This window comes from Caballeronia sordidicola, from assembly GCF_001544455.2.
GTDB classification, from domain to species: domain Bacteria; phylum Pseudomonadota; class Gammaproteobacteria; order Burkholderiales; family Burkholderiaceae; genus Caballeronia; species Caballeronia sordidicola.
Window position 1 is genome coordinate 260,933 of the sequence record NZ_FCOC02000003.1, and the last position, 25,947, is coordinate 286,879.

Annotated in this window: 22 protein-coding genes; 10 read left to right on the top strand and 12 right to left on the bottom strand. The window is 61.5% G+C overall.

All coding sequences use genetic code 11. The annotated features are described in order from the left end of the window. From AWB64_RS07520 to AWB64_RS07540, 5 genes are all read right to left on the bottom strand, one after another. Complete coding sequence (locus AWB64_RS07520; RefSeq protein WP_060818071.1) at positions 1-678, bottom strand: alpha/beta hydrolase; 678 nt, start codon at positions 676-678, stop codon at positions 1-3. Between the two features lie 121 nt (positions 679-799). After that, on the bottom strand, positions 800-1,537 hold the full coding sequence (locus AWB64_RS07525) for a DeoR/GlpR family DNA-binding transcription regulator (RefSeq protein WP_060818072.1): 738 nt from the start codon (positions 1,535-1,537) through the stop codon (positions 800-802). A gap of 125 nt (positions 1,538-1,662) precedes the next feature. After that, positions 1,663-2,799 carry a substrate-binding domain-containing protein gene (locus AWB64_RS07530; RefSeq protein ID WP_060818073.1) on the bottom strand — a complete coding sequence of 379 codons (1,137 nt, stop codon included), beginning with the start codon at positions 2,797-2,799 and terminating at the stop codon, positions 1,663-1,665. A gap of 115 nt (positions 2,800-2,914) precedes the next feature. Continuing rightward, the gene (locus tag AWB64_RS07535; protein WP_060818074.1) at positions 2,915-3,913 is read right to left on the bottom strand and encodes an ABC transporter permease; all 999 of its coding nucleotides are present in this window, start codon (positions 3,911-3,913) and stop codon (positions 2,915-2,917) included. Then, positions 3,910-5,499 (bottom strand): sugar ABC transporter ATP-binding protein, encoded by a 1,590-nt coding sequence (locus AWB64_RS07540; protein WP_060818075.1) that lies wholly within the window; start codon positions 5,497-5,499, stop codon positions 3,910-3,912. The genes AWB64_RS07535 and AWB64_RS07540 overlap by 4 nt, the downstream gene beginning before the upstream one ends. Positions 5,500-5,813: 314 nt before the next feature. Between AWB64_RS07540 and AWB64_RS07545 the strand changes: the two genes are divergently transcribed. After that, positions 5,814-6,356 carry a glycine zipper family protein gene (locus tag AWB64_RS07545; protein ID WP_060818076.1) on the top strand — a complete coding sequence of 181 codons (543 nt, stop codon included), beginning with the start codon at positions 5,814-5,816 and terminating at the stop codon, positions 6,354-6,356. Between the two features lie 85 nt (positions 6,357-6,441). Here AWB64_RS07545 and AWB64_RS07550 read toward each other — a convergent pair whose 3' ends face one another. From AWB64_RS07550 to AWB64_RS07560, 3 genes are all read right to left on the bottom strand, one after another. Continuing rightward, complete coding sequence (locus AWB64_RS07550) at positions 6,442-7,764, bottom strand: SUMF1/EgtB/PvdO family nonheme iron enzyme (protein WP_060818077.1); 1,323 nt, start codon at positions 7,762-7,764, stop codon at positions 6,442-6,444. A gap of 89 nt (positions 7,765-7,853) precedes the next feature. Further along, entirely contained in the window at positions 7,854-8,588 is a 735-nt protein-coding gene (locus tag AWB64_RS07555) for a helix-turn-helix domain-containing protein (RefSeq protein ID WP_060818078.1), read from the bottom strand. A 157-nt stretch (positions 8,589-8,745) separates the two neighbouring features. Continuing rightward, positions 8,746-9,213: a universal stress protein gene (locus AWB64_RS07560; protein ID WP_060818079.1), complete on the bottom strand. Its 468-nt coding sequence runs from the start codon at positions 9,211-9,213 to the stop codon at positions 8,746-8,748. A 242-nt stretch (positions 9,214-9,455) separates the two neighbouring features. Between AWB64_RS07560 and AWB64_RS07565 the strand changes: the two genes are divergently transcribed. Next, positions 9,456-10,961, top strand: coding sequence for an MFS transporter (locus AWB64_RS07565; RefSeq protein WP_060818402.1), 1,506 nt, complete (start codon positions 9,456-9,458; stop codon positions 10,959-10,961). 21 nt (positions 10,962-10,982) lie between these two features. Here the strand turns inward: AWB64_RS07565 and AWB64_RS07570 are convergent, their stop codons facing one another. The 3 genes from AWB64_RS07570 to AWB64_RS07580 form a co-directional block, all read right to left on the bottom strand. Further along, the gene (locus tag AWB64_RS07570) at positions 10,983-12,554 is read right to left on the bottom strand and encodes a DHA2 family efflux MFS transporter permease subunit (protein ID WP_060818080.1); all 1,572 of its coding nucleotides are present in this window, start codon (positions 12,552-12,554) and stop codon (positions 10,983-10,985) included. Between the two features lie 163 nt (positions 12,555-12,717). Further along, a complete protein-coding gene (locus AWB64_RS07575) occupies positions 12,718-13,515 on the bottom strand; it encodes a transporter substrate-binding domain-containing protein (RefSeq protein ID WP_060818081.1) in 798 nt (265 codons plus the stop codon). Positions 13,516-13,553: 38 nt separating this feature from the next. Continuing rightward, positions 13,554-14,708 (bottom strand): methionine aminotransferase, encoded by a 1,155-nt coding sequence (locus tag AWB64_RS07580; RefSeq protein ID WP_060818082.1) that lies wholly within the window; start codon positions 14,706-14,708, stop codon positions 13,554-13,556. 126 nt (positions 14,709-14,834) lie between these two features. Here AWB64_RS07580 and AWB64_RS07585 point away from each other — a divergent pair, with 126 nt between their 5' ends. Next, positions 14,835-15,749 carry a LysR substrate-binding domain-containing protein gene (locus tag AWB64_RS07585; protein WP_060818083.1) on the top strand — a complete coding sequence of 305 codons (915 nt, stop codon included), beginning with the start codon at positions 14,835-14,837 and terminating at the stop codon, positions 15,747-15,749. 44 nt (positions 15,750-15,793) lie between these two features. On the opposite strand, the gene AWB64_RS07590 is transcribed toward AWB64_RS07585, so the two are convergent. After that, positions 15,794-16,951: a branched-chain amino acid ABC transporter substrate-binding protein gene (locus AWB64_RS07590; RefSeq protein ID WP_060818084.1), complete on the bottom strand. Its 1,158-nt coding sequence runs from the start codon at positions 16,949-16,951 to the stop codon at positions 15,794-15,796. 688 nt (positions 16,952-17,639) lie between these two features. Here AWB64_RS07590 and AWB64_RS07595 point away from each other — a divergent pair. The 7 genes from AWB64_RS07595 to AWB64_RS07625 all read left to right on the top strand — a co-directional run bounded on the left by AWB64_RS07595 (position 17,640) and on the right by AWB64_RS07625 (position 25,936). Next, the gene (locus AWB64_RS07595) at positions 17,640-19,139 is read left to right on the top strand and encodes a carbohydrate porin (RefSeq protein WP_060818085.1); all 1,500 of its coding nucleotides are present in this window, start codon (positions 17,640-17,642) and stop codon (positions 19,137-19,139) included. Between the two features lie 51 nt (positions 19,140-19,190). Further along, the gene (locus AWB64_RS07600) at positions 19,191-20,318 is read left to right on the top strand and encodes an NHL repeat-containing protein (RefSeq protein ID WP_060818086.1); all 1,128 of its coding nucleotides are present in this window, start codon (positions 19,191-19,193) and stop codon (positions 20,316-20,318) included. Between the two features lie 38 nt (positions 20,319-20,356). Further along, complete coding sequence (gene efeB, locus AWB64_RS07605; RefSeq protein WP_060818087.1) at positions 20,357-21,628, top strand: iron uptake transporter deferrochelatase/peroxidase subunit; 1,272 nt, start codon at positions 20,357-20,359, stop codon at positions 21,626-21,628. A 72-nt stretch (positions 21,629-21,700) separates the two neighbouring features. Continuing rightward, entirely contained in the window at positions 21,701-22,726 is a 1,026-nt protein-coding gene (locus AWB64_RS07610) for an iron ABC transporter substrate-binding protein (RefSeq protein ID WP_060818088.1), read from the top strand. Positions 22,727-22,730: 4 nt separating this feature from the next. Then, the gene (locus AWB64_RS07615) at positions 22,731-24,383 is read left to right on the top strand and encodes an ABC transporter permease (RefSeq protein ID WP_060818089.1); all 1,653 of its coding nucleotides are present in this window, start codon (positions 22,731-22,733) and stop codon (positions 24,381-24,383) included. Positions 24,384-24,392: 9 nt separating this feature from the next. Next, a complete protein-coding gene (locus AWB64_RS07620) occupies positions 24,393-25,433 on the top strand; it encodes an ABC transporter ATP-binding protein (protein WP_060818090.1) in 1,041 nt (346 codons plus the stop codon). 71 nt (positions 25,434-25,504) lie between these two features. Continuing rightward, entirely contained in the window at positions 25,505-25,936 is a 432-nt protein-coding gene (locus AWB64_RS07625) for a MarR family winged helix-turn-helix transcriptional regulator (protein WP_060818091.1), read from the top strand. The last annotated feature ends 11 nt before the right edge of the window (positions 25,937-25,947 follow it).

Consider the following 25,947-nt stretch of genomic DNA (forward strand, 5'->3'; position numbering starts at 1 on the left):
CTATTTGAGGAAGATTTGGATCGCCATGTTCACAACTGCCGGCTGGATTGCGTGCAAGCCGTTGAACTCGATGTACTGCACGTCGTAGCCCGCCGCCCTTAGCTTGGCGGCATTCGCGCGGCCGCTGGTTTCAATGGGCAATTGCTCGTCGCTCAAGCCATGCGCTATAAAGACTTCCGGCGCGCCTTCCTGCATGAAGACCGACATGAAGCCACCGGAAAATGCGATCACGTGACTCGCAATATCGCCATTCGTAATGCCAATCGACAAAGCGTAACTCGCGCCGTCAGAAAACCCCCCAAAGGCGAGATGACGACGATCGATCCGGTAATGCGACGCGACTTCCTCGAGTGCTTGTTGCAGGCGCTCGAGGTCCGGACCGCTGCCGCCAATCACGATGTCCCACGTTGCAAACATGGAATGAGGTGCGAGGATCAGGAATTTGTCGCGCTCGGCATGCTCTTCGATGAAAGGCAGCACCTTCTCCGGGAAGCCGCCCGCTCCATGGAACATGATGAACAGCGGGACTTCCTGAAGCGCGTCGAGCCCGGTTGGCACGAACAATACGGCATCGCGCTCGCCGGATATCTGAAGCCGGTTGCGGCCCGGCGGCAACGGGTCTTTGCCGGGCTCGGCAGGCGAGAACGAGAGACGGCCGAACAACGAAGGATCGAGCATTGCGAGACCTGATGACGTCCTCATGAAAAATCGAAAGCACTGATATGTAATATATCACCAATGCATTTCGATCGACAAGCGTGACATCGCACCGGAAAGGGTCGGTGCTGAAGTTGTCGGATCAGGTAGTGAGTGGACGTAACGCCTGGCCGCGTTCCGTGATCAGCGAATCGAAGTCGCTGAGTTGTGAGAAACGCACGGCCTTGACCTTGCCCATCTTGCTGGTATCGATGACCAGATGCTTTTCTACCGCGCTCGCCATCGCGGCTTGCTTGATCGCCACTTCGTGAAAATTCCAGCACGTCACACCGCGCATTTCGTCAACGCCACCCGCAGACATGAACGCCTTGTTGATGCCCATGCGCCTGACCGTCTCGATGCTTTCCTCGCTCGCGAACGAATCCGACGACGGGGCATAGACGCCGCCAAGCAGGATCATCCGCACATTGGACTTTCGCCGCAGGATCTCGGCGACGTTGAGTGAATAGCAGACCACGGTGAGATGCAATTCGGCCGGGATCATGCGCGCGAAAGAGGTCAGCGTCGTGCCGCAATCGATGAAAATTGTTTCGTTGTCCGTTACAAGCCGAACCGCCGTTGCGGAAGCTTCCACTTTCGCCTGAGCGAAGTGGTCCTTCTCCTCGTCAATGGTATAGCCCGGATTGATCGTATGATTCGGTACGTCCGAAGTCCGCACGATGTAACCACCGAGGTACGTGAACACGCCGGGGCTCGCGGCAATATCGCGACGCACTGTCATCTCCGACACATCCAGCAGCGTCGCCGCTTCGCGCAGACGCAACACGCTTTGCTCGCGCAGCGTCTCGGCAAGCATACGCAGTCGTTCGTTCTTGGTCATGCGTGGATCATGCGTGAGTCATGCCTGAAAGAAGACGCGTCAGTCGCTGGCTGGTTGGACCATCGTGCCCGGCAGCACGCGAGACGTGCCGTCGGGCCGCTCTTGCAGGAAGGGTCAAGCGTGCGTCAGCCGCACGCGGGCGCTGCCTTCTTGCATGCGTCCGCGAGCGGCGCCGGCGGATCTTTCTTGAAGACGGTCTTGTAGGACTCGAGCACATTCGACTGGACAACCGGCAAGGATTGCACACCGATCCACGCAGGCGGTGTCTGGCCGAGAATTGCCTTCATCATCGCCATGGCTTCGGCTACGCCCTGATCGTAGGGACGTTGCGAGCCAGTTGCCTTGAGCGGGCCGCCCTTTGCAATTTCGATAGCCGATTCAAGACCAAGATCGACCGTGGTCATGGGAATGGTCACGCCCTGCGCGCGCATGGATGTGAGCGTGTCGAGCGCCGGCTGGTCCCACACGGCGAACAGCCCCTTGACGTCCGGATTGCCGGTCAGGAAGTCGCCCGCAACTTGCCCGACCTTGGACGGGTCGGTGAACGCAACCTGCTTGATCTTGATGTCCGGACGGTTCTTCTTCATCCAGTCGTTGACGGCTTTCGTGCGTTCCGTCGTGCTGAAATAGTCGACACCGAAATTCACCAGCCCGATAGTCGCGCCCTTCGCCACGCACGAGGCCAGTACCTTGGCCGCGATCTGGCCGTTGCCTTCGCTGTCGGCCGACACCATGGCGGCATATTGTTCGGGATGCTTGAGACCCGTGGGCACGTTGTCCATGAACACCAGCTTGATGCCTGCCTGGGAGACCTTTTTGTAAGTGGCGGCGGTCGCGGTGCCATCCACGGGAATGGAAATGATGCCGTCGGGATGACGTTGAATGGTGTTTTCGATATCCGCAATCTGCTTGTCGACCTGATACTCAGCCGACGCCACGCCGATCACTTCCACGTTGTATTTCTTGAGCGTGTCCGTGATGCCCGCCACCTGCAGTTGCGCCCAGTCGAGGTTCATGGTCTGCATGGAAATGCCGACCTTGTATTTGCCCGCCTTGATCTTGTCGGCTTCGGCGGCGCTCAGCTTCACCGAATCGACGGATGCGGCTTTTTCTCCATTCGGTCCCTGGCCCACGATAGTCGCCGGCCCGATCGATCCCGCGGGCAGGCTGGTTACGCATTGCGCGCTCGCGTAAGTGGCACACAGCGCCGCGACGACACCGGTTAGCGCAGTCGCGAAAGTTGAATGACGACGATGATCCATGATTTGTCTCCGTTGATTTCGTGTACTAAGTATTACCCACACCACCAAGGAACCTTGCGTCACGTGCACTCACGCTTTGCATGATTCCCACATCACGAGTCATCGGTGCGCCTCGTTATTTCCGGGTGAACGCCACTGCCGCCACGATGATCGCGCCCTTGATCACGAGCTGAAGCGACGAACTGACGCCAAGCAGTACGAGCCCGTTGTTGAGTGTGCCGATGATCAGGCTGCCCAGCAACGTCCCGAGCACGAACCCGCGCCCGCCGAACAGGCTGCAGCCGCCGAGCGTCACGGAGGCGATCACATCGAGTTCGAGTCCTTGCACCACGTCGGGCCGCGCAGCGTGCGAACGCGCGGCGAGCACGAGCGCGGCGAGCCCCGCGAGTGCGCCGGTGAGAATGAACGCAAGCGTCGTCACGCGCCGAATGTTGATGCCTGAATAAAGCGCTGCGGTCGGATTGCCGCCGGCGGCATACACCTGCCGCCCGAAGACGCTGTAGTGCAGCAGCAGGACGCCTCCGACGACCGCGAGCAGCGTCCACAGGATCGGTACGGGCACGCCGAAGATATCGCCTTCACCGAAGATCGCGACGAAGGCGTCGTTCGTGATGATGACCGGCTTCGTGGTGGTGACGAGAAGCGCCAGTCCGCGCGCGGCGCTGAGCGTGCCGAGCGTCACGAGAAACGACGGAATGTTCAGCCGCGTGACCACAATGCCGTTGATGGCTCCGACTATCGCGCCGGTCCCTATCCCTGCAATCGCGCCAATGATCCAGTTGTCGCCGAGATGCGCCATCGCGAGCGCGGCCGACATGCCCGATAGCGCGAGCGTTGAGCCCACGGACAGATCGATCTGCCGCGCGATGATCACGAACGTCATGCCGATTGCGATGATCGAGACGAGCGCGGTCTGCCGGCCAATGTTGAGAAAGTTGTCGATGGAGAGAAACCACGGCGACGCGAAGCTGAACACGACCAGCAGGATCGCAAAGGCCACGTACAGCATGTACGGCCGTTCGCCCTGCAGCAGTAGCCGCGCGAGGCGCATCGCGCGGCTTGGCGGCTGGCTTGCGATCGGATCGGCCGCGAGCGGTGTAACGGAGTCGTTCATGTTGCGTGCTCATCCTCAAAGCGTGGGAGTTGGATCAGGTGATGCAGTGCTTCCGCGTTGCTTATGCTGTCGCGATCGACCGTGTTGACGACCGCGCCGTCCACAACGATTGAAATGCGGTCGCACAGGCGCAGCAGTTCGTCCAGATCGGACGACACAATGAGCACGCCCGTGCCCGCGCGCGCGGCGTCGTGGACCACGGCGTAGAGTTCCTCGCGTGCGCCAACATCTACGCCGACCGTGGGTTCGTCGAGCAGAAGAAGCGAGGGCCTCGGATGACTCCACTTCGCGAAAACGACCTTCTGCTGATTGCCGCCCGAGAGAAATTTCACCTGCGTGGCGGGGCCGGGCGCTTTCACGGCGAGCGTTTTCATCGCGCTCCTCGCCTGTTGCGCGGCGGCGCGGCTTTGCAGCCAGCCCGCGCGTGAAAAGAGGGCGAGCCACGGCAACGTCAGATTGCGTTCAATCGAATGATCCAGCACCAGACCTTCCACATGCCGGTCTTCCGGGACGAGTGCAACGCCAAGGCCTATGGCTGCGGCAGGCGTCAGGCGTTCGACCCGGTGCCCGTTGATTGCGAGCGTGCCGTGGTCGACCTGCCTAAGCCCGAACAGCGTCTGCAGGATCTCGGTGCGGCCGCTGCCGATCAGGCCGGCAAGTCCGTGGATTTCGCCTTTGCGCACCTGCAGGCTGACATCGCGCAGACGGTCGTTGCTGACATTGGACATGGCAAGGACGGGCGCGCTTTGATCCTTCGCACCGAGGCCGCCACCAAGCTCGCGCGGCGTCCCCATCGCGACTTCCCGTGCATGCAGCGCGGCGTGTCCCGATCCGACAATCGCGGCGACCAATTCCTTCATGCTGGTGTCAGCGGTGATGTAGGAACCCGCATTCGCGCCGTCGCGAAACACCGTGACGCGCTGTGAAATGCGGAACACCTCGTTGAGCCGATGTGTCACGTAAATCACGCCAACACCACGGTCGGTCACCGTGCGGATCGCCTTGAAGAGGATTTCCCCCTCGCCGCCGGTGAGCGCGGACGTGGGTTCATCGAGGATGAGAACGCGCACGTCGCCCATCAGCGCCTTGCAGATTTCCGTCATTTGCCGATACGCGAACGGGAGCGAGCCGACCATCGCGCGCGGGTCGAGCGGAATGCCATGCGCGGTGAGGAATTCGCCGACGCGCGCCATGAGTTCGCGCTTCTTGACGAAGCCCACGCGCGTGCGCGGTTCGCGGCCGAGCATCAAATTTGCGCCGACCGACATCGATTCGACGAGGCTCAGATCCTGGTACACCACGGCAATGCCCGCATCGCGCGATTTGGCGGGGGAATCGAATGCCACGCGCGCACCGTCGATTTCGATCACGCCCTGGTCGCAGGCGTGCACGCCGCTCAATATCTTGATGAGCGTGGATTTTCCGGCGCCGTTTTCGCCCAGCAGCGCATGCACTTCGCCGGGAAGCACGTCGAGATTCACGCCGCGAAGCGCCTGGACGCCGCCAAACCGCTTGGTGACGCCGGCTACGCGAATCAAAGGCGCAACGGTGTTGGGCGATGAAGCGGCCACGCGTGGCTCACTCATGTCGCATGTCTCCTTCGCCCGATTTAAAGTCGGCGATTTTTGTGCGTTGCGAGAAAATGCACGTTTTGTTGTTACGTTTCCATCGTGTAAATGGTGGTTCAGTAACATTTCTCATGCGTATCTTGGGCTTCCGACACTTCCGATGTAATACGTGCATCTTCTAATGTGAAGATCCTGACTTTCCTGTTAGCTTGCAAAGCTCCCTCCGCGCAACGGTTGGCGGAGCATTGCGAAATGATTGGTAACCATTGAGTAACCATTTCAGGCCTGAATTGCTCTAACTTCGTAACTTCAGCACTTCGGATTTTCGCGATATGAACTCAGGCAAGTTACTCAGTGTGGCCGCGCTCGGCGGCGTGATCCTGCTCGGCGGATGTGCGGTCGTGCCGCCAAGCGGTCCGAGCATCGTGGCGTTGCCGCGTTCTGGCGAACCGCTTGCCACTTTTCGGGCGGACGACTATGAATGTCGTAACTACGCGTTTCAGGCGGGCAATCCGCAAGGCGCGGCGCAGGCGGCCACCACGAACAGTGTCAATAGCAGCGTGCTTGGGACGCTGGGTGGCGCGGCGGCGGGCGCCCTGATTGGGGCGGCGGCTGGAAATGCCGGTGCGGGTGCGGCTATTGGCGCAGGCAGCGGTCTGCTGCTTGGCAGCGCGGCGGGCGCGAATGGCGCTCAGTATTCGGCAGCGGGTCTGCAAAGCCAATATGACGCGGCTTATGCGCAATGCATGACATCGAAGGGCAATACGATTCAACAGCCTCAAGTCTATGCACCGCAGCCGGTGTATTACGCACCGCCGCCGCAGTACTACGCGCCGCCGCCTCCGGTCTATTACGCGCCTTATCCGTATTATTGATTGGCGTTGTGGCGGCCCACGTGGAGCGGGTCGTGATCCTGGCAAGGAAAAAGCCGGCTTCGGAGGCCGGCTTTTGATTTATCGGTCAGGATGCGCGTGCGCAGCGGAACCCGGCGTACACGTATTGATAATGCGCCTGGAACCAGTTGCGAAAGCTCGGTCTGAGCATGCATGCGGCCGTGCGTGGTGAACCGCCCTTGAGCACGTAATGCTGGTCGTCGTAGAAGTTCGCCGAGTAGCCGAGGTAAAACGGAAATGGCTCGAATCCTGGCAACGGACCGAACGGGGTCGATGTCCATTCCCAGCCATTGCCAAACTGGCCCGCGACGCCTGCGGCACTGCGATTTTCCGGATGTCCCTGCACGGGCGAGGGTTCCCATCGGCGGAAGTCGAAGTTGCCTCCTTCCGCGTGCGGCGCGCCAATGGACGCACGTTGCCATTGCGCTTCGGTCGGCAGCGACTTACCCGCCCACTTCGCGTACGCGCTGGCTTCGGCGTGGCTCACATACACCGGCCAGTCGGCCGGCAGCGCGATCTCGTCGAACATGGTTCGCAGTTTCCACGCGTCCGGGTTGGACGGATCGCGTACCCAGAACGCGGGCTTGTCGATGCCTTCACGCTCTAACCACGCCCAGTCGACGTCGCGCCAGAGATCGCGGTTCGAATAACCGCCAGCTTGCATGAAGTCGAGCCAATCTGAATTCGTGACCATGTAGCGATCCATCTCGAAGGCCGGCACGTCCACCTTGTGTTCACCAAATTCGTTGTCCCAGCCGAATGTTTCACTTTCGCGCGCGAGACCGAGCGTTGCCACGCCCGCCGGCACATGGACCATTTCGCGTGCCGCGTGGGGATCGAGCGGATGCGGGGCTTCCTTCTCGGTTACGCCGGGCCCGGTTTTCTGATGTAGCGGCAACTGATGCAGCATGTACGCGAGCGTCTCGGCATGCATCAGCCGATGCTCGATGGCTACCTCCAGCAGCGTCTCGGGTTTATCGTCCGACGTGACCGCATTGCCGTTCCTATCAGCACGGCTTGTAATTTCGACGGGGTCGAAGCGCGTGTCGATGTCATCGCGGATACGCTGAACGTACGCCCGAATTATTTCGAGCGTTGGCCAGTCATGCGGCTGATCGGTCGGCAGGCCGCCATCCACCGGATCGATACCGAACGCAAACAACTGGTCGAATTCCACATTGGGACTGGGCAGGTCGAAGAGCCGCTGATCGAAAAGATTACGGTCGAACGCTTCCAGATGGCCGATGTAAAACACGATCCGATGCCGCTCGGCAATCGGCCGCTCATACAGGAACTCAGGCTTGACGATGTCGAACAGCGCGTCCGTTGTTTGACGCGCCTCGCGCAGGCGGGCGAGCAGCGGGTGCAGCGGGGTAGGTTCGCGATTCATCGCTCTGTTCTCCGGGCAGGGGCCGTGCAAAACGATAAATCGTAGCAGAGGGCATGCCAAGCGCGCTTGAACCGCTGGGAACGTTGTGGTCAGACGGCGCGCAGGCCGTCGAAATCAAGGATATGGATCAGTTTGCCGTCTGCCTGAAGCAGGCCTTTTGCCTGAAAACGCGACAGCGTCCTGCTGACGGTTTCAAGCGTGATGCCGAGAAAGCTGCCCATGTCGTCGCGCGTGAAGCGCAGGTTGAATTCGTTGCCCGCATAGCCGCGGCACGTCAGCCGGGAAGAAATATCCAGCAGCAGCGCCGCGACACGCTCGTCGGCGCGCAAGGTGCCGAGAATCATGGTTTGTGTCGATTTCCGGACGACTTCGCGGCTCAGCAACTGCAGCAGGCGGCGATGAATCGCGATGGTCTCGCGGCAAGCGCGCTCGAAGGTGGACAAGGGGATCACGCAGACCGAGCTGTCTTCCAGCGCCACAGCGCGGCAAGCGTGTGTGCCGTCGTCGAAGCCCTCCAGGCCCAGCGCGTCCCCGCCGAGATGCAGGCCCATGACCTGATCGCGGCCATTTGCGCTTGTCACAACGGTCTTGATCGAGCCCGAACGGATGGCGTAGAGCGCGTCGAAAGTGTCGCCGACCCGGAACAAGGTCTCGCCGCGCCTGATCGCGCGTGCATTGACGATGACGGACTGCAGCTTGTCGGTGTCGGTATTGGACAAGCCTTGTGGTACGCAATACTGCCGCAACGCGCAGGTCGAGCACTGCCCGGCGTGGCGTGAGCAGGCGGAGGGGGCTAGGGCGGAAGTCTCGTGCAGGGTCTGCATGGCGGGCTCGGTTATCTGGTTTCTGTGTAAAACCTTGATCTGGAACAAGGAAATTGTCCCATTGATACTCCACGGAAACCGGGTGTCAAAAGGTCACGGACAATTTATTGCATTCGTGCGTGTTCACCGATTTCCGCATGGCGGCCACCCGTAACACCTATTCCGCTACGTCTTGAGCACCCGCCGCCGATGGAATCAGCAGTACCGGCAAGGTTGCATGCCTCAAGCAACGCTCCGCGACGCTGCCAAGAATCACGCGCTGGAAGCCTTTGCGCCCGTGCGTGCCCATGACGAGCAAGTCGGCGTTGAACGCGCTCGCCGCCTTGAGCACGAGTTCCGCGACGTCTTCCACCGACGACGCTTCGCTCACCGCGACCTGACCTTCCACGCCGCGCTGTTTCATTGCCGCGTTGGTTTCGGCGGCGAGCGTCGCACCCTGGTCTGCAAGCTGGGTGCGCAGAATCGACGGATCGTAGCCTGGGACGTCGAAGTAAATAGGCGCTTCTTCAATCACGTAGAACGGCTGCAGCACCGCGTGATGCGTGGCGGCGAGTTCGAGCGCGGCGTTGAATGCGCGGGCGGACGTGCGGCTACCGTCTATGGCGACAAGGATTCGATTGAACATGCGATTCTCCTTCAGCGGTTAGGCCATGCGATCCGCGATGTGATTGCCGGATTTCAATTGTCCGACTGTATAAATTGCCGATCGTTCCGTAAGTTGCGGGCACGCCGGCCGATGAATTAATGGCGTCATACAATTGCGCTTCCGCCTTTTCATCTTCCATTCTTTAGCCCGTGTCTCAAGCCACCGCCAGCACCGATCCGCATATCGCTTCCCCGCTCCCCTTTCGTCACGCCCTCATGGCGATGCTCGGCATCGGCCTCGTCAACATGCTGGTCGCACTGGATCAGACCGTCGTGAGCACGGCCTTGCCGTCCATCGTCGCGGAACTGCATGGCTTCGAGTATTACGCGTGGATTGCGAGCGCATATTTGCTGGCTTCGGTGGTGACGGTGCCGGTGTTCGGACGTCTCGGCGATTATTTCGGCCGCAAGCGTTTCGTGATTGCCGCTGTCATCACGTTCACGGTGGCGTCCGTACTGTGCGGCGTGGCCAACGACATGCTGTTCCTGGTCATTGCGCGCGGCTTGCAGGGCGTCGGCGGCGGAATGATGGTGGGGACCGCGTTTGCATCGATTCCCGATCTCTTCCCTGATCCACGGCTGCGCGTGCGCTGGCAAGTGGTGATGGCCGCGTCATACGGCATTGGCACCGCCGCGGGTCCGTCGCTTGGCGGCTGGATGAGCGAACACTGGGGCTGGCGCTCGACGTTTCTTATCAACTTGCCGGTGGGTATTGCGGCGTTTTATTTCATCTGGGCGCATTTGCCGAACTATCGGCGGCCGCGCGAGGGCGCGGTGAAAATCGACTGGATGGGCGCGGCGCTGGTCGCGCTGGTTCTGGGTGGCCTGCAGGCGTTCATTGAAGGCGTGCCCAAGCACGGGTTGACGACCGGCAACGTGGTGCTTGCGCTGTGCGTGGCGATCGGGGCCGTCGCCTTGTTGATGTGCGAGCGTCGCGCCACGCACCCGATCATTCCGCTCGATCTGTTCAAGGATCCGCAGCTTGTGACCCTGTTCACGTTGTCCGTATTGTCCGGCTTCGTGATGTTTTCGCTGATCTTCTTCGCGCCGTTATTGTTGCAGGGCGGCTTTGGATTGTCGCCGCAGGAAGCCGGTTTGCTCGCCACGCCGATTGCGATGTTTATCGCCATTGGCAGCTTTATCAATACGCGGATCGTGATTCATCTGCGCAAACCGACGCTGATCCTGTCCATCGGATTCACGCTGCTGCTGTTCGCGTGCATTGCGCTTTCGTTCGCGAATGCGTCGACGCCGCATGTCTGGATCGAGATACCCATGGCCGGAATTGGTATTGGCCTGGGCTTCATTTTGAACAACCTGAATGTGTTCGGGCAGGAGATTGCAGGGCGGGAGCGCTTCGGCATTACCACGGCATTGTTGCAATCCACGCGCATGGTGGGCGGCATGCTCGGGACCAGCGTGGTCGCGACGATCGTTCAGCATCATTATCGCGATGTCATCACGCGCACGCTTCGCGTACTCGGCGAACCCGCAAGTACCGCGTGGCTGCCGCGCTTCGACGATCCGCGCATCCTGATCGATTCCGCCTTGCGCTCGAAGCTGCTTGCCGATCTCGCGCCCGTTGGACTGGACGGTCCTGCGCTGATCGAAAGCGCGCGCGAGGTGCTCGTGCAATCGATCCACATTGGCGTGTTGCTGACGGCGGTAGCGGCGCTGTCGGCCGTGCTGATGGTGCGGCGCGTGTCGCACATCACGTTCCGGAAGTGATGCGCGCCGCGCCCAACTACCTCAATGCGCGCCCGCCGCCGCGCCGCCGCCGCCGCCTTTCGCGCGCTTGGTGATCCAGATCAGTGGAATGATCAGGATGAAGATCACGGCGGACGCGAAGAAAATATCGTTGAGTCCCATCATCGCGGCTTGCGTGCTCACGGTGAAATCGAATAAGCCGCGCGCCTGGGCTTCGTTGACGTGCAAGGTACTCTGCGAAGCCTGCAGCGACGCCATGAAGGCCGGATTGTTGGCGTTCGCCTGTTCCGTCAGCCGTTCATGATGAAGCGCAATCCGGTCGGTCCACGCGTTGCCGCAGAGCGACGTGCCCACGGCGCCGCAAAAGACCCGGGCGAAATTCGACAGACCCGCCGCCGCCGGAATCTTCGCGGGCGGCAATCCCGACAGGATGATCGACGTCAGCGGCACGAAGAACAGCGCCATGGGAATGCCCTGCAAAAGCGTGGGCAGGACCAGATGCCATGTATCGATTTCGATCACGTATTTCGAGCGCATGTAGAACACGATCGCGAAGCCGACAAACGCCAGGGTCGCGACTACGCGAGCGTCCGTGCGCGGCAATACCTTGCCCATCACCGGCGCGAGAATTACCGCGAAGATGCCAAGCGGCGCGGTCACGAGGCCGGCATCGACGGAACGGTAATTGAGGTATTGCTGCATCCATTGCGGCAACAGCACGAGGTTCCCGAAGAACACGCCATACGCCACGGAAATGGCGACGGTGCCGCCAAAGAAATTGCGTCCCGCGAACAGGCGCAAATCCACCACGGGATTCTTTTCGGTCAGTTCCCAGACCACGAAGAACGCAAAGGCAATCAACGCGATAATACCGAGCCACACGATCAGCGGCGACGAAAACCAGTCGAGGTCGCGGCCTTTGTCGAGCATGATCTGCAGCGACGCCACCCACGCAATCAGCAACATGAGTCCGACCGTATCGATTGGCGCCTTGCGTGTAGCCGATTCCCGTTTCCGGTAGATGAACCACGTCACGCTCGCGGCGAATAATCCGACCGGAATGTTGATGTAGAAGATCCACGACCACGAATAGCTGTCGGTGATCCAGCCGCCCAGGGCCGGACCCGCAATCGGCCCGACGACCGCGGTCATCGCCCATAAGGAAAGCGCCATCGACGCTTTCTCCTTCGGATAGGAACCGAGCAAAATGGCTTGTGAAAGCGGGATCAACGGCCCGGCAACCGCCCCTTGCAACACGCGCGCCGCGAGCAGCACAGGCAAGGTGGGCGCGAGGCCGCACAGCCACGAAGAAATCACGAACAAAAGAATCGCGCCAACGAACAACTTGATCTGCCCGATCCGCTGCGTCAGCCAGCCGGTCAGCGGAATGGACACGGCGTTGGCCGCGGCGAACACGGTGACGACCCACGTGCCTTCGTCGACGGATACGCCGAGATTGCCGGAAATGGTCGGAATGGCGACGTTCGCAATCGATGAATCGAGCACGTTCATGAACGTGGCGAGCGCCACGGCGACGGTCGCGAGAACGAGTTGCCCGCCTTTGAGGGGCGCGGGCGGCGTTGGCGCGGCAGGTGCGGCGGGCGCGGTGCTCATGAAAGATCCGGATGAACCGGCCGCGTAGTTAATTCAGCGGCCGATTGAAGTGAAGATAATGTCTGCCGCGACAATGACTGTCGTGGCAACAAAAGTTCACAGTGTGCCAGCGTTCAAAATTCCGCGCTGACCGCACTCGCCTTCATCCGAATCTGAAACGCTTTCATTTAACCGACACGTCGATATCGCCGAGATGTTTCTTTGCGAATCCGGCAATCGTTCCGTCCGCCTGAAGCTTGGCAATCGCTGTGTTCAGGCGTTGTTTCAGCGCGTTGTCACCCTTGCGGATACCGAATGCAATGCCGCTGCCGAGGATCTTGTCATCGTGGACCGGACCGCCGGCAAACGCGTAACCCGCGCCATCGGGCTTCGACAAAAAGCCCGATTGTCCCGCCGCCGACATCACGAGCGTGCCGTCCAGACGTCCCGCTTTCAGGTCGGTATAAGCCTGGTTCTGATCCTGATACGCCACCACGTTCACGCCCGCGTTGGCCCAGTGCGCCTTTGCAAAAGTCTCCTGCACCGAACCCGCCAGCACGCCGACGTTCTTGCCCTTGAGCGACGTCGCCGTAGGCGCGAGCCCGCTGCTGGTTTTGGCGATCAGTTGCGTCGGCACGTGATACACGACGTTCGTGAAGTCGATAGCCTGGCGGCGCTGGTCGGTGGCGTTCATCGCGGAGTTGATCGCGTCGAACTTGCGGCCCTGCAGCGCGGGAATCAGGCCGTCGAACGAGGTCTCGACCCACGCGCATTTCATTTTGGCCGTGGCGCAAACCGCGTTGCCGATATCGATGTCAAGGCCCTGCAATTCGCCCGATGCCGACTTCGATTCAAACGGCGGATACTGCGCTTCGATACCGTAGCGCAGCGTGTCGGAGTCGGCGGCGAAAGCGGCGGTCGCCGTGCACAACGATGCGGCCAGCAGCACGGCGGCGGTCAATGCGTGGAACGGTTTTTTCATGGAGCGGATCTCGTGTCTCATGGTGAATATCGGTTGGTTCAAACCGCGCACAGGCGGCGCGCACCTTCGCGCAATGTGTCGTCGTCCTTCGCAAAGCTCAGGCGAATGATGCGGTTGTCGGTGCCGTCGGTGTAGAACGCGGACAGCGGGATTGTAGCGACCCGCGTTTCACGGATCAGCCGCAGCACGAAATCGCTGTCGCTTTCGCCCGAAAATGCGCCGAAGCGCGCCAGCATGAAGAAGCTGCCCGCGCTTGGCAGCAGTTCGAAGCGCGAACCGGCGAGCGCCGCGGCCAGCAGGTCGCGCTTGTCCTGATAGAACGCGCCGAGGCCGAGATAGCTCGACTCGTCGCCGAGCGCTTCGGCGAATGCGATCTGCATGGGGGTATCGGCGGAGAATGTCATGAACTGATGGACCTTGCGGATCTCGTTGGTCAACTCGGCTGGCGCGAGCGTGAAGCCGACACGCCAGCCGGTCACGTGATACGACTTGCCAAACGAGGACACGATCACGCTGCGCTCGGCCAGCGCCGGATACCGCGCCATGCTGTGATGCAGGGCGCCGTCGAAGACCACGTGCTCGTACACTTCGTCCGACAAAACGATGATCTTCGAATCGCGTGTGAGCGCCGTGAGCCGGTCGATATCGCCGCGCGTGAACGCGCTGCCCGAAGGATTGTGCGGCGAATTCACGATGATCATGCGCGTGCGGGGCGTGACGGCGGCCTGAACCTCGTCCCAGTCGATGTGAAAATCCACCGGCGAAAGCTTGATGGCGATCGGCGTTGCGCCTTGCAACTGGACGATCGGGCCGTAGCTGTCGAAGGACGGTTCGAAGTAGATCACCTCGTCGCCGGGATGGACGAGCGCGCTGATGGTCGCGTACAAACCCTCGCTCGCGCTCGCGACCACCGTGATCTCGCTCACCGGGTCGTAGGTCGCGCCGTAGAGCTTTTGGGTTTTTAGCGCCAGCGCTTCCCGCAGCGCGTGGACCCCCGACATGGGCGCGTACTGGTTATGCCCTGCGCGCATGGCTCGGGCGGCGCTTTCCACGAGTTTCGGGTCGGGCGCGAAGTTCGGCGCGCCTTGCGAGAGATTGAGCGCGTGATGTTCCTCGGCAAGCTGGCCGATCACGGTAAAAATAGTCGTGCCGACATCCGGCAGCTTCGACGCGGGGGTCCAGGCACTTTTCACAACAAGAGTCTCCACAAGACTGAATTCGGGTAATCGAAGGTCATTCGACCGCAGCCATTAACCGCCGACAATCGAAAGTTTGTCATACTAGCCATGAACGCCGCTCATGGCTAACGAGGTTACCCGATGAAACCGCTGCCTTCACTTGATGTGCTCAAGACCTTCGCCGTGGTCGCGCAGCGCCTTAACTTTACCCGCGCCGCCGAGTTGCTCAACGTCACGCAAGGCGCTGTCAGCCGGCAGATATCCGGACTGGAAGCGCATCTGGGTTATGCGCTGTTCGTGCGTCAGCCGCGCGGGCTGGCGCTCACGCCCAATGGCGCCATGCTGCTCGCGCCCGTACAGCAGGCGCTCGCGCAGATCGCCGAGGCGCTCGAGCGCAGCGACGCGCAGTCCGGCACCTTGCGCGTGAAATGTCCGACGTGCGCCATGCGCTGGATCTTGCCGCGCGTGATTCGCCTGCAAAACGAGCGGCCGGAACTCGTGATCGAGGTGACGGCGGCGGTGTCGCACGGCGTCGAATTCAATGCCGAGCAATTCGACGCCGCCGTTGTGTTCGGCCAGCCATCGCTAAAAGGCGTGAGTGTTCACCATCTCTTCGATGAAGTCCTGACACCGGTTTGCGCGCCGGGCTTGCTTGCGGATTCGGCCCGCGACATCACGCCCGACGATCTTGCCGACCAGACCTTGCTGCATCCCACGCGCGACCGGCGGGACTGGTTGAGATGGCTTGCGGCCTATGGATATCGCGGATTGCCGTCCGCGAAAGCGCAGCACTTCGATACGCTGGATCTCGCAATTTCTTCGGCCATGCAGGGTTTAGGCGTGACGATAGGCGATTTGTCCCTGATCGAAGAAGATCTGGCGGCGCACAGGATCGTGACGCCGTTTTCGCTTTGTGTGCCGAGCGGCGCTTCGTATTACCTGATCTATCCGGAACGGCCGGCGCCTTCGAAAGTATTGAGCGAGTTTGCCGACTGGATGGAAGGCGAGGCCGCGCGGACGCGGGCGGGGCTTTCGAGGTATCTGGAACAGGCTTAGATAGCTCGCTGGAATACCTCGCCGCCGCGCCCGTTGTTTTCCTCTTACGTCCCGCTCTTCGTGACAATCGGCACCCAGGCGCCGCTCTTGACCTGGTACATCGTCGACGATGCGTTCTTCAAGGCTCCCTTGTCATCGAAGGCGATGGTCCCGGTAATTCCGGGAAACGAGATGGTCTTCAATACCGGCCGATACACCTTCGGATCGATGGAACCCGCCTTTTGCATGGCGTTGACCGCCGCCCACGCCGCGTCGTAGCCAAACGGCGCATACGAAAGAATCGCGACGCCAAAGCGTTTCTGGAACTTGTCGGCGAAGGCCTTGCCCTGCGGCATCTTCTCAAGCGGACTGCCGTATTCCCACGCCATCACGCCTTCCGCCGTGTCGCCCGCGAGCTTCAGGAAGTCGGCGTCCATCACGCCGCCGCCGCCTACGAGTTGCGCGTTGACGCCCAGTTGCTTCATCCGTTTGGCCACGGCGGCGGCTTGCCGGTCAAGGCCGCCGAAGAAGATCAGGTCCGCGCCCGCGCCCTTGAGCGCCGTTAGCTGCGCCGAGAAATCGACGGTCTGGTTGTCGCTGTACTGACGCGCGACGATCGAGCCGCCTGCCGCTTTCACCGCCTTTTCGAACTCGTCGGCTTCGCCCTGGCCGAAAGCCGTGCGGTCATCGATGATCGCAATCTTCTTCGCCTTCGTGACCTTCACCGCGTACGTGCCCGCGTTGCCGGCGTTCTGGGCGTCGCTGGAAATCACGGTGAAGACATTTTCGAAACCGCGCTCGGTGATGCTCGGATTGGTCGCTGCCGGATCGATCACCGGAATGCCCGCGTTCTGATAGACCTGCGACGCTGGAATCGTGGTGCCCGAATTGAAGTGGCCAACCACCACCGCGACACCGCCATCCACGAGTTTTTGCGCTGCTTGCACGCCCACGCGCGGATCGGCTTGATCGTCTTCCGCCTGGATCGTGAAGTTGGCCGTCTTGCCGCCAATCTGGATTTTCCTGGCATTGGCTTCATCGAGTGCAAGCTGCACGCCGTTCTGCAGGTCTTTTCCGTAACCCGCATTCGCTCCCGTCAGCGGCGCGGCGAAACCGACTTTCACATCGATGGTGTCAGCGGCCGCGGACAGCGGCAACGCGCCGACGGCGGCAGCACACGCGATGATCCAGGCAAGCGGTTTGAGGCTTGTTCGAAGATGCATTTTTCTTCTCCTTCGGGTTGGACAGGTCGAGCGAGCAGTTCTTTTCGTTGTTGCTTACAGGCTCCGTGCGGATTGGCGGAAAACACGGGAAACGTTTTCAGTACCACGACTGAAACATGGCCGATATACGCCAACAAGGCGGATTTCCCCGTGCAATCACGGCGGATCCAGCGGAGCGTTCCTCCGGGCCGCCTGGATCGCCGCCAACAGCAATTTAGGAAACCAAATTAGCGGCGTCTTGGCAGTTCGTCGCATTGGGGATGCGCATTTCGGCACAGCATGGCTCGGCCGCCTGAAAGTCACGTTTGGGATGAAATGCCCGTCCGCGTTGATGGGATCTTGCGCAACGTCAATGCGAACACGCGCGCGGTTGGCCGATGATTGAAGATTGCGGCACAACGTGGTGGCGTTGCTGAAGAATCCGTAACGCCGCGCAAAATCGTCGTATCTATCTAAAGCATTACGGATTTATTTCACCCCATCCGCCATGGATTTTGAGAAGAACGGATTCTGTAATGTGCATATCGACCGCATGTAATTACAATGAGAATCGTTCTCGTTTATGTTGACGACAGCATGCGGGGTCGATACGATTTGCTCGCCGGCGCCGTATGGCTGAGAACAATCAATGCGGCGCCCGCGCCCGTCAAGAGTCGCAACGGCGTCCGCAACAAGCAAGAGGATTCCGATGCAACCCGTCCAACCCGACACGCGCGATTACAACGCGCCACTGCGCTTGGCCTCCAGATGCCCCGCGCCTTTGCGGCGCGCCTTGTTGGGCGCATGGCTTGCACTGGCTTCATCGGCGGCAATGGCGGCTGGCGCGCCCGTCAATCCGGATGCCACGCCCACGGACGCGCCCGAGGCCGACCTGAACATCCAGGCGCAGCCGGCCGGGCAGTGGACGGGCGTGTGGACCCGTTCGACCTTGCTTGGCGACATGGGCGGCATCCGCTCGTTTCTGGGTAAATACGGCGTGTCGCTGCAGGCGACCGAAACGTCGGAATACCTGGCGAACGTGCGCGGCGGGCTCAAGACCGGAGGCACCTACGATGGCCTGACCACGGTCACGCTCGGCCTCGATACCCAAAAGGCCATCGGCTGGGAAGGCGGCACGTTCAACGCGAGCGCGCTGCAGATTCATGGCCGCAACCTGAGCCAGTACAACCTGGGAACGCTCAACACGGCGAGCGGCATTGAAGCGCAGGACACCACGCGTCTCTGGGAACTCTGGTATCAGCAGTCGTTCTTGAACAAGCGCGTGGACGTGAAGATCGGGCAGCAGAGCATCGACCAGGAATTCATGGTCAGTTCGTACGCAGCTACCTTCGTGAACACCATGTTCGGCTGGCCCGGCTTGCCGTCCTACGACATGCCTTCGGGCGGTCCCGCGTATCCGCTGTCCGCGCTCGGCGTGCGGGTGCGCGGACAGATCACGCCGTCCCTGACTGCGCTGGCCGGCGTGTTCGACGGCGATCCGCTCGGCAACAACCCGAACAATCTCAGCGGCACGAATTTCAACCTGCATAACGGCGCGCTGTACATAGGCGAATTGCAATATGCAATCAACCAGCCGTCCGATGGCGAAATGGTCGGCGTGCCGCAAAGCGGTTTGCCGGGCACGTACAAGATTGGCGTCTGGTACAACAACGAACGTTTCGACGATCAGGGTATCGACAACACCGGCCTCTCGCTCGCCGATCCAGCCAGCAGCGGGACGGCGCAATCGCATCGAGGCAACTACAGCTTCTATGCCGTCGCCGACCAGATGATCTGGCGTCCGGACCCCGACGAACCACGCAGCATTGGCGTGTTCGCGCGCGTGATGGGCGCGCCCGGCGACCGCAATCTCGTGAGTCTTTCCGCGAACGCGGGCATCGTGACGAAAGCGCCGTTCAAGGGCCGTGATTACGACAGCGTCGGCATTGGCCTCGCGTATATCAAGGTCGGCAATCACGTGCATGACCTCGACGCGCAGAGCGCGGCTTTCAGCGGCGGCCCCTACGGTGTGCGCACCAGCGAAACGGCGCTCGAAGCCACCTATCAGTATCAGGTCACGCCGTGGTGGGTTCTGCAGGGCGACCTGCAATACACCTTCAATGCAGGCGCGGGCCAGAATCCGAACGACCCCACCGCGCCCTTGCGCAATACCTTCGTGGTCGGCGTGCGCACCACCATTACTTTCTGATCGACGGGACTCGTGAACATGAACTTCAATGCACGCACCCGGAACACTCGCATGAAAACACTTATTGGCGCGATCGCGCTTGCGGGCGCGGTTGTTGGCTCGATTGCAGGCTCTGTCGCGCATGCGGCGCCTATCGGATTTCTCGAAACGCTGCACAGGAACACCACGCTCATCAACACGGTGCCGTCCAACGGCGACCAGAATCCCTACGCGGTCGTGGTCGCGCCGGTCTCGAGCGGGACCGTGAAGCAGGGCGACGTGCTAGTCGGCAACTTCAATAACGCCGCGAACCTGCAGGGCACCGGCAGCACCATCGTCAACTATCACCCGGACACCAAGGAACTGAGCTTGTTCGCGACCGTGCCGCGCGACCTGAAGGGTTGCCCGGGCGGAATCGGCCTGTCCACCGCAATGACCATGCTGAAGTCGGGCTGGGTAATCGTTGGCAGCACGCCGAGCAACGACGGCACGACCAATACCAAGGGCGCGGGCTGCCTGATCGTGCTGGATAACCAGGGCAAGGTCGCATCGACCATCGTGAGTCCTAACATCAACGATCCATGGGGCAACATGGCGGTCGTCGACAACGGCGACCACGCCACGCTCTTCGTGAGCAACGCGGGCTTCGGCGTGGGCGGCGCGGACGGCACGCCGCCGCCGGTCTTCAAGCAGGCGACCATCCTGCGTCTCGACCTCGATATTCCCGAAGGCCGCGCGCCGGTCGTCAAGCAGGAAACGGTGATTGCAAGCGGCTTCGGCGCGCAGGCCGATAAAGGCGTGTTCCTGATCGGGCCGACAGGACTGGCCTTGTCGCAGGATCAGAAGTTGTTGTACGCGTCGGACGCAATCGGCAACCGCGTGACGGAAATAGATGACCCCATGACACGCGATACCAGCGCAGGCGTTGGCCGCCAGTTGACCGCCGATGGTTTCCTGCATCGTCCGCTCGCCATGGTGACCGCGCCCAACGGGCATTTGCTCGTCACGAACGCGTTGAACGGGCAGGTGGTCGAGATCGATCCGTCGACGGGCAAGCAACTGTACGCGCGCTGGATCGATACCGACAAAGCGCAATCGCCGCCGGGCAACGGTGACTTGTTCGGCATTGCGCTGACACCGGAGGGCGACGGTTTCTATTACGTGCAGGACGACGTGAACACGCTGGTTCTGGCGAAATAACGAGCAACGGGTAACAAGCAACAAGGCAGGGCGACATCATGGCAAACGATCAGGATCCACCACGCCGGCGCTTCTTGAAAGCGGGCGTTGCAGCGGGCGCGGCATTGGGCGCGGGTTCGGTCGCACACGCGGCGACCAAGGCGCAGTTCAGGCAACCCATCGACCCGATGACCGTGGTCGAGCCGTTTTTTGGCGAGCATCAGGCGGGTATCGTGACGCCGCAGCAGAGCCACACTTACGTGGCCGCGCTCGATCTCACGACCGACAAGCGCGACGACGTCATCAACCTACTCAAGCAATGGACCGATGCGGCGGCCCGCATGTCGCGCGGCGAGACGGCAAAACCGCTGCCCGCCGACGATAAATCCGCGCCCGATTCCGGCGATATCCTCGGCATCGGCGCGGCTGGCCTGACAATCACGTTTGGCTTCGGCCCGGGCATGTTCGAACACGAAGGCCGCGATCGCTACGGCATTGCAAAGCATCGGCCGGCCGCGCTCGTCGATCTGCCGCGCTTCAACGGGGATCAGTTGCTGCCGCAGAAAACCGGCGGCGACATTCTTATTCAGGCTTGCGCGAACGACGCACAAGTCGCGTTCCACGCGGTGCGGCAACTTGCACGCATGGGTTACGGCGCGGTCGCGATGCGTTGGGGGCAGGCCGGTTTTCTCTCGGGACCGCGCGGACAAACGCCGCGCAACCTGATGGGTTTCAAGGATGGCACGAACAATCCGTCGACGGCGCAGCCCGCGTTGATGAACCAGTTCGTCTGGGCCAATGCGCCCGACGCACCATGGATGAACGGCGGCACGTACACGGTCGTGCGGCGTATCCGCATCACCATCGAGCACTGGGACCAGATGGAGCGCGGGTTTCAGGAGCAGGTCATGGGCCGGGAGAAATACAGCGGCGCGCCGATTGGCAAGAAGAACGAATTCGACGCGCTCGATCTCGACGCCGCCGATAAGGACGGCAACCCCGTGATCCCTGACAACTCGCACGTGCGCTTGTCGAATCAGGCAACGAACAAGGGTGCGCAGATCCTGCGCCGCTCGTATTCGTACAACGACGGTACGGATTTTTATATAGAACGCTGGCCGCCGTGGCGTCAGGAAACCGAGTACGACGCGGGGCTGATTTTCATCGCGCACCAGAGCGATCCGCGCACCGGCTTTATTCCGATCAACGACCGGCTCGCGAAGTTCGACATGATGAATCAGTTCACCACACACGTAGGCAGCGGCGTGTTCGCGTGCCCGCCAGGCGCGCGGCCGGGATCGTTTATTGGTGCTGGATTGTTTGAAGCCTAGTCGTCAGCAACGGGCAATGCCGCTCGAATGCGACGCCGCTCAACGTCAAAAAACATAACAGGAACGAATGCAATGAAGACCACACGCTCCATGACCGCACTGCGTGCGCTATGCGGCCTCGCGGTGCTGTCCGCGTCCGCCGCGCTGCCGCTCAGTTCGGCCGCCGCCACGCTGACCTTGTACAACGCGCAGCACGAACAGGTCGTGGCGGCGCTTGCCAGGGACTTCGAGGCCCAAAGCGGCGTGTCTGTGAAGATCCGCAACGGCGAAGGCCCGGCAATGGCCGCGCAACTCGTTGCCGAAGGATCGGCTTCTCCCGCCGATGTCTATTTCACCGAGAACTCGCCCGAACTCGTGCTGCTCGACGAAAAGGGCTTGCTCGCGAAAACGGATGCGTCCACGCTCGCCGTGATCCCTTCACGCTTCAACTCGCCGCAGGGCGACTGGGTCGGCGTGCTCGCGCGTGAGAACGTGCTGGCCTACAACACGAAGAAGGTCGATGCGGCGCAACTGCCGGCGTCGCTGATGGATCTTGCCAAGCCCGAGTGGAAGGGCCGGGTCGGCATTGCGCCGAGCGACGGCGATTTCCTGCCGGTCGTGAGTGCGGTCATCGCCATGAAGGGTGACGAACAAGCGCTGCAATGGCTCAAGGGCCTGAAGAAAAACGCGCAGATCTTCGATGACGACGAAGGTGTGGTCGCGGCCGTGAATCGCGGCGGCGTGGCGACGGGCGTGGTCAACAACTACTACTGGGCGCGCCTGCACACGCAACTCGGCGACAGCGCCACGCGCAGCGCCATCTATCACTTTGGCAATGGCGATGTGGGCGCGCTCGTGAACGTATCGGGCGCGGCGGTGTTGAAGTCGAGCAAGAACCAGCAGGCCGCGCAGCAGTTTCTGGCTTATCTTGTCAGCGAGCGGGCGCAGGAACTGATTGCGAAGGGCAAGATTGCCTATGAATATCCGCTGCATGCAGGCGTTGCGCCGGACCCGATGCTCAAGCCTTTTGAGCAGTTGAGCCCGCCGTCGCTGAGCATTGAACAACTCGGCGACGACAGCAAGGCTGCAAAGCTGATGCGTCAGGCCGGCTTGCTGTAAGCGCATGAGCGATGCCGTGAACGCCGCTGCAATGCCGGCGTTGCCCGCGCGCCTTGGCCGCAAACGTGCGCCACGGGGTTTGCTTGTTGCGGCGGGAGCCTGCGCGTTGCTCGTGCTGATGCCGCTTGCGTTCACGGTCTATCGTGCGGTGACGTTTGGCTGGGACGACGCGCTTGAACTGATCTTCAGGCCGCTCGTTGGCGAGTTGCTGATCAATACGTTATCCATAACAATTTGCGCGACGCTGGTCTCGGCGATTGTTGGCACGGCGGCGGCATGGTTTATAGAACGAACGCGCGTGCCTGGAAGACGGATCTGGGCCGTGCTCACTGTTGCTCCGCTTGCCATGCCCGCGTTTATCACAAGTTATGCGTGGGTGTCGTTGAGTCTGGATCTGCAGGACTTTGCGGGTGCGCTGCTCGTGATATCGACGGCATATTTTCCTTTGGTTTATTTGCCCGTTGCTGCGGCACTGCGCGGCATGGACCCGGCGCTCGAAGAAAGCGCGCGATCGCTCGGATGCGGACGTGCAGGCGTTTTCTTGCGCGTGGTGCTGCCGCAATTGCGGCCCGCGCTGCTTGGCGGCATGCTGCTTGTCGCGCTCGGCGTGCTGTCGGAATTCGGCGCGTTCACATTGCTGCGCTTTCGTACCTTCACCACGCAGATCTACGCTGAATATCGCACGAGCTTCGATAGCAGCGGCGCTTCGGTTTTCGCCTGCATCCTCATAGCGATGTGCCTGCTCTGTCTCACGCTCGAAATGCGCGTGCGCGGCGGCGCGCGTTATGAACGGGTGGATCGCGGGGTTCGCCGCGCGGCCTTGCGTTACGAACTTGGCCGCGGGCGATGGATTGTCGCGTCAGGTTTCGCCGCGCTGGCCGTGGTCACGCTGGGCGTGCCTATCGGCATGATTGGATTCTGGCTGACGCAAAGCGGCGCTGCCGCGATCACGCCGGCCGAAGTCTCTCCGGAATTGTTGCTGGAGTCGACGTTGGCGTCGCTAAGTTACGGGTTTGCTGCGGCTATCGTCACCACGCTCGCGTGCGTGCCGCTGGCGTTTTTGCTCGTGCGCTTTCCGAGTCGTCTCGCAACCCTGTTCGAGCGCACCGTGTTCCTCGCGCAAGGCTTGCCAAGCCTCGTGGTCGCGTTGGCAATCGTGTCGCTGGCGGTTCATGCTTTGCGGCCGCTGTATCAAAGCGCGACCTTGCTGGTCGTGGCGTATGCCATCCTGTTTTTGCCGCTGGCGCTGGTGAGCGTGCGCGCCGCGTTCACGCAGGCGCAGCCGCGGCTGGAAGACACTGCGCGCTCGCTTGGCCTGAACTGGCGAGAAACCGTGCGGCGCGTGCTGCTGCCGCTCGCCGGTCCAGGCCTGGGCGCGGGCGCGACGATGGTCTTCATCTCGGTCGTCACCGAACTCAACTCCACGCTGCTGTTATCGCCAATTGGCACGCGCACGCTCGCCACGCAAGTCTGGATCGATACCTCCACGCTCGCGTTCGCCGCCGCCGCGCCGTATGCCGCGTTGCTGGTCGGAATCTCGCTGCTGGCGTCGGGAACGTTGTTCGCCTTGCTCGGACGATCCGCCGTCGCGGGCCGTGCCACCGGCATCAAGGCAGGCGTCCAGTTCAATTCGCAGGCCGGTTCGCCGTCAGATTAGTAAAACTCCATGAGCGAACTCCGCGTCACGAGCCTCACCAAATCATTCGATGGTCAACCCGTGCTCCACGGCGTGGATTTATCGGTGGAAAAGGGGACGTTGCTGGCCCTGCTCGGACCTTCGGGCAGCGGCAAAACCACCTTGCTGCGCGTGCTGTGCGGTTTCGAACGCGCCGATGGCGGCACGGTGGAAATCGATGGCGTGCGCGTCGCCGGGCCGGGCGTGCATGTACCGTCCGAAGCGCGCCGCATTGGCTACGTGCCACAGGAAGGCGCGCTTTTTCCGCATCTTTCGGTCGCCGATAACATCGTCTTCGGTTTGCCGCGTGCGCAGCGGCGGGCGCGGTATCGCGTGGACGAGCTGTTGGCGCTGGTCGGTCTGCCCGCCGCGTATGGCGAGCGCGCGCCGCAGGCTTTGTCGGGTGGCCAGCAGCAGCGCGTTGCGCTGGCGCGCGCATTGGCGCCGTCGCCGTCGCTTGTGATGCTCGACGAGCCGTTTTCCTCGCTCGACGCCGCGTTGCGTATCGAGACACGCGAGGCCGTGGCAACCGCGCTTGCCGCGACCGGCGCAACCGCCGTGCTGGTCACGCACGATCAGTCCGAGGCGTTGTCGCTCGGGCGCGAGGTCGCTGTGTTATGGCAGGGGCGGCTCGTGCAGATGGACACGCCGGAAGCGGTGTATCGGCGGCCGGTGTCGCGGGAGCTGGCGAGTTTTGTCGGCGATGCGGTGATCGTGCCGGGATCGGTCATTCCCGGCGACTCGACGCATGTGCGCTGCCAATTCGGAACGTTGCCCATTGCGTGCTCAATCGACGCAGGCGCGGTGGACGTGATGATTCGCCCGGAGCAAATCCGTATCACGGACGATGGCGAGGTCCATGCGAGCGTCGAAAAAGTCGTGTTCTACGGACACGATGCCAGCGTCATGCTGCGTTCCGACGCGGGTTCGCACGTGCTGCAGATTCGCGTGGCGGGGCATTCGTATCCGCGCGTGGGCGAGCGCGTGGCGCTTTCGGTAGAAGGCGATGTGGTGGTTTATCCGGGGATTTAGCCGAGATCAGAACCACCATTTGAAATAGTGCCAGCTTGACAAAGTGCATATGCACAAATTAACCTGTGGACATGACTTCATCTGAACCGACCTATCTCGACTGCAACTGTTTTGCCATTCGCCAGGCGGCGCGTTTTGTCTCGCAACTGTATGAGCGGCACGTCGGGCAGGCGGGCGTGACTGCCGCGCAATTCACGTTGCTCGCGGCAATTCACCGGCGGCCCGGCACGACCATGGCCGAACTCGCAGACGCAATGGTGATGGAACGCACCACGCTCGTTCGCGCGTTGAAGCCTTTGCAGCGCGACGGTCTGGTCACGGCTGAACAGCAAGACGCGAGCACGCGCGCGGTTGCGCTTAACCTGTCGGATGCCGGCAGGACAACGCTTCATGAGGCCTCGTTGCGGTGGATCGAGGCGCAAAAGGAATTCGAAGAGAAGTTTGGCCGAGAACGCGCCGCCGAACTGAGGAAGTCGCTGCTGGAACTGACATCGATGGAATGAAGGCGCGCCCG